The organism is Microbacterium sp. Leaf351 (assembly GCF_001423825.1).
Lineage (GTDB): Bacteria > Actinomycetota > Actinomycetes > Actinomycetales > Microbacteriaceae > Microbacterium > Microbacterium ginsengisoli.
This window is the reverse complement of the sequence record NZ_LMPK01000002.1, coordinates 55,770-59,038: the sequence shown is the minus strand read 5'-3', so window position 1 is coordinate 59,038 and position 3,269 is coordinate 55,770. Positions and strand designations below refer to the sequence as shown.

Here is a 3,269-nt window from a genome sequence, read left to right as displayed (position 1 = left end):
GAAGGACTCGAACACGCTGTAGGCGACGATGCGCTCGTCCGCCGAATACATGGGGCTGCAGCTGGTCATCGTCATGTACCGGCCGGAGGCGGGGACATCCGGCACCTGCGGCACCGGCAGCAGCACGTCGACGGCGGTCGGCTTCACGTATTCGAGCGTCCGGAATCGGTAGGTGTACCAGCCGTCGGGGGTCTCGACGACGATCGCGTCACCGACGTGGAGATCGGCGATGCGGTGGAAGGGGGCGCCGAACGTCGTGCGGTGCGCCGCGAGGGCGAAGTTCCCCTCCTGCCCCGGCATCTGCGTCCCCGGGTAGTGCCCGATGCCGATCGGGTCGAGTGTTCCCTGCCGTGTCACTCCGCCGGCGATCGCCACGTTGTAGTCCGAGCCGAAGCGGGGGATGTGCATGGTGGCGAAGATCTGCGCGTTCGCGGGCTGCGGAAGATCGGGCGGCGCCGCGGTCACGGGCTCGCCGCTGGTCGTGGGAGACGGCGAGGGTTCGGTTGTCGCCTCGGTCTGCCACTGCTGCGAGAGGGAGTTTCCGACCGAGTTCTGCTGGGCCCCGATGATGGAGTCGCCCCACCACATCTGCCAGGACACGTAGAGGAGCGCCAGCACTCCGGCCGTGATGAGGATCTCCCCGATGACACCGATCACGCTCACGCGGTGGCGGCGGGGAGCCTGCGGTGAGGCCGACGTCTCCGACGACGACGCGACGGCGCGACGATGGCGACGCAGCGGCGGCTCGGGTTCGGTCACACTCGGATTGTACGTTCCGCGGAGCCGAAGNCCTCGGGTGAGCCCGCCCCGAACCCCGCGTGGTTCAAGCCGATCATGATCGGTCTCATGCTCCTCGGCCTCGCCTGGGTGCTCGTGTTCTACCTCAGCGGTTCGCAGTTCCCGATCCCGAACCTCGGCGCGTGGAACCTCGTCATCGGCTTCGGCATCGCCTTCGTCGGGTTCCTCATGACGACCCGCTGGCGCTGAGCCGCGGCATCCGAATTACACCGCTGTCATTCATCCCCACCTGTGGATGACGCTGTGGAAAACTCCGCCGATCAGCCGTAGATCGCGAGCGGGATCAGCATCAGCGCGAACAGCGCGAGCGTGACCACGGTCAGCAGCACGATCTGACGCACCCGCTGGTCCCGACGACGCGTCCGCGCGAACACGAGGCCGACGACCGCGCCCGCGACGAGTCCGCCGAGGTGCGTCTGCCACGAGATTCCGAACCCGGGCACGAACCCGATCACCAGGTTCACCGCGAGCACGACGAGGATCCCCGTGATCTGGGCACCGAGATGGCGGGCGATGATGACCAGCGCGCCGAAGAGCCCGAAGATCGCACCCGATGCCCCGAGCACGGGAGTCGGGAAGGCGAGCAGGGTCACTGCCACCCAGCCGCCGAGCGCACTGATCAGGTAGAGCGCGAGGAAGCGGCCCCTCCCGAGCAACGGCTCCATGATGCGACCGATCATCCAGAGCGAGAGCATGTTGAGCCCGATGTGCAGGATGCTGCTGTGCACCAGTGCGCCGGTCACCAGTCGCCAGGGTTCGAACGTGCCCAGAAGCGACGGGTAGAGCGCGGGCGCGTAGAAGACGAACCACTGCGTCGAGGCCGGGATGATCTGCTGGATCACATAGAAGACGGCCGTGATGGCGATGATCGCGTAGGTCACCACCGGCTGTCCGCGCAGCGCAACAGAGGTCGACCCTCCCGCCCGGCCCCAGCGGCGCTGCGCTCGGGCCTGGGCGGGAGTCTGGTCACGGCGCTGCTGCGCGATGCACTCGGGACAGATGACGCCGACGGCCGCCTGGGTCTGGCATTCGGGGCAGATCGTGCGCAGGCACCGCTGGCAGAGCACGAAGCTCTGCCGGTCGGGATGCCGGTAGCAGAAGTTCTCGCGATTGCCCGCGAAGTCGGCGCTGGTCACCGCTGTGGTCAGGCCGCGACGATGTCGATCGACTCGATGACCACCGGCTCGACCGGACGGTCGCCCGCAGCGGTCGGCACCGCGGCGATGGCGTCGACCACGGCGCGCGAGGCGTCGTCGGCGACCTCGCCGAAGATCGAGTGCTTGCCCTGCAGCCACGGCGTCGGGTCGGTCGTGATGAAGAACTGCGAGCCGTTCGTTCCCTCGGCCTTGCCCGTGATGGCGTTCCGGCGGAGTCCGGCGTTCGCCATCGCGAGGACGTACGGCTTCTGGAAGGTCAGCTCGGGGTGGATCTCGTCGTCGAACTGGTAGCCGGGCCCGCCGATGCCCTGTCCGAGCGGATCACCGCCCTGGATCATGAAGCCGGGGATGATGCGGTGGAAGATGACGTCCTTGTACAGGGCGCCCTCTCCCGGCTGACCCGTCGCCGGGTTGGTCCAGGCCTGCGAGCCGTCCGAGAGGCCGGTGAAGTTCTGCACCGTGCGCGGGGCGTGGTCCCCGAAGAGGTTGACGACGATGTCGCCGTGGTTCGTGTGGATGGTGGCGACTGCCGTGTGAAGAGCCATGCGTACATTCTCACAGAGTTCCCTGCAACCCCGCCCGGCCGCGGCGCCCGATTCTGGCAATATGGGCGGTACCCATCCCATCGAAAAGGGGGTCCGCTCGTGAGTCTCACCCGCAAGCGCAAAAAGGAGCTGCGCAAGCTCCAGAACCAGGTGAACAAGCTGTGGGAAGCCCAGCAGGTCGTGCTCGGCGAGGCTGCCGGCGCCGCCCGCGAGGCCGGCCGGCAGCTCGGCAACTACAACCGTGAGCACGTGGTTCCGGCCGTGCAGCAGGGGTACGAGACCTATGCGGCTCCCTACGTCGACCGTGGGGTGAAGGCGTCCAAGCGCGTGCTGAGCGACGCCGTCGTGCCGGCGGCCGGTGCTCTCGTCGGTGGTGCTCTGTCGGTATGGGATGCCGCGAACGACACACGTGGCCGCATCGCCGCGGGCCGTGGCCTCGAGCTTCCCGATGCCGCGCTGTTCCAGAAGCGCGCCGCCGGCTACAGCAAGAAGGCGACGAAGAAGCTGTCCGCCAAGCTCGCGGCGCTCGAGCCGCAGCGCAAGGGCATCGGCGCGGGCGGGGTGATCGCCATCATCCTCGGTGCGGCCGCTGCCATCGGTGTGCTCTACGCCGCGTGGCAGACCCTGCGCGCCGACGACGAGCTGTGGGTCGCGGACGACCCGCTGCGCGCGCCCGACGCCTGAGTCGCGAACATCGAGGGGGCGGGAGGATGTCGACATCCTCCCGCCCCCCTTCGCGCGTGTGGTGGTCAGTCGATGAGGCCGGCGA

5 protein-coding genes are annotated in these 3,269 nt (G+C 68.3%); 2 read left to right on the top strand and 3 right to left on the bottom strand.

From position 1 onward, the window contains the following. The coding region (locus ASG00_RS00780; protein WP_235559018.1) for a class E sortase at positions 1-759 on the bottom strand (759 nt) is incomplete at its 3' end. Positions 760-790: 31 nt separating this feature from the next. On the opposite strand from ASG00_RS00780, the gene ASG00_RS00775 reads away from it, so the two are divergent. Further along, positions 791-987: cell division protein CrgA (locus ASG00_RS00775; protein WP_235559017.1), on the top strand; the 197-nt coding region annotated here is incomplete at its 5' end. A gap of 71 nt (positions 988-1,058) precedes the next feature. Here ASG00_RS00775 and ASG00_RS00770 read toward each other — a convergent pair. Both ASG00_RS00770 and ASG00_RS00765 read right to left on the bottom strand, forming a co-directional pair. Beyond that, entirely contained in the window at positions 1,059-1,934 is an 876-nt protein-coding gene (locus ASG00_RS00770) for a rhomboid family intramembrane serine protease (protein ID WP_056206152.1), read from the bottom strand. Between the two features lie 8 nt (positions 1,935-1,942). Next, on the bottom strand, positions 1,943-2,500 hold the full coding sequence (locus ASG00_RS00765; protein WP_056206150.1) for a peptidylprolyl isomerase: 558 nt from the start codon (positions 2,498-2,500) through the stop codon (positions 1,943-1,945). Positions 2,501-2,599: 99 nt separating this feature from the next. On the opposite strand from ASG00_RS00765, the gene ASG00_RS00760 reads away from it, so the two are divergent. Further along, positions 2,600-3,184, top strand: a complete 585-nt coding sequence (locus ASG00_RS00760; RefSeq protein WP_045247919.1) for a hypothetical protein — start codon at positions 2,600-2,602, stop codon at positions 3,182-3,184. Positions 3,185-3,269 lie beyond the last annotated feature (85 nt).

Bases quoted from the DNA above. Each gene is read 5' to 3' on its own strand.
- ASG00_RS00765 (WP_056206150.1), bottom strand. From the start codon at position 2,500: ATGGCTCTTCACACGGCAGTCGCCACCATCCACACGAACCACGGCGAC.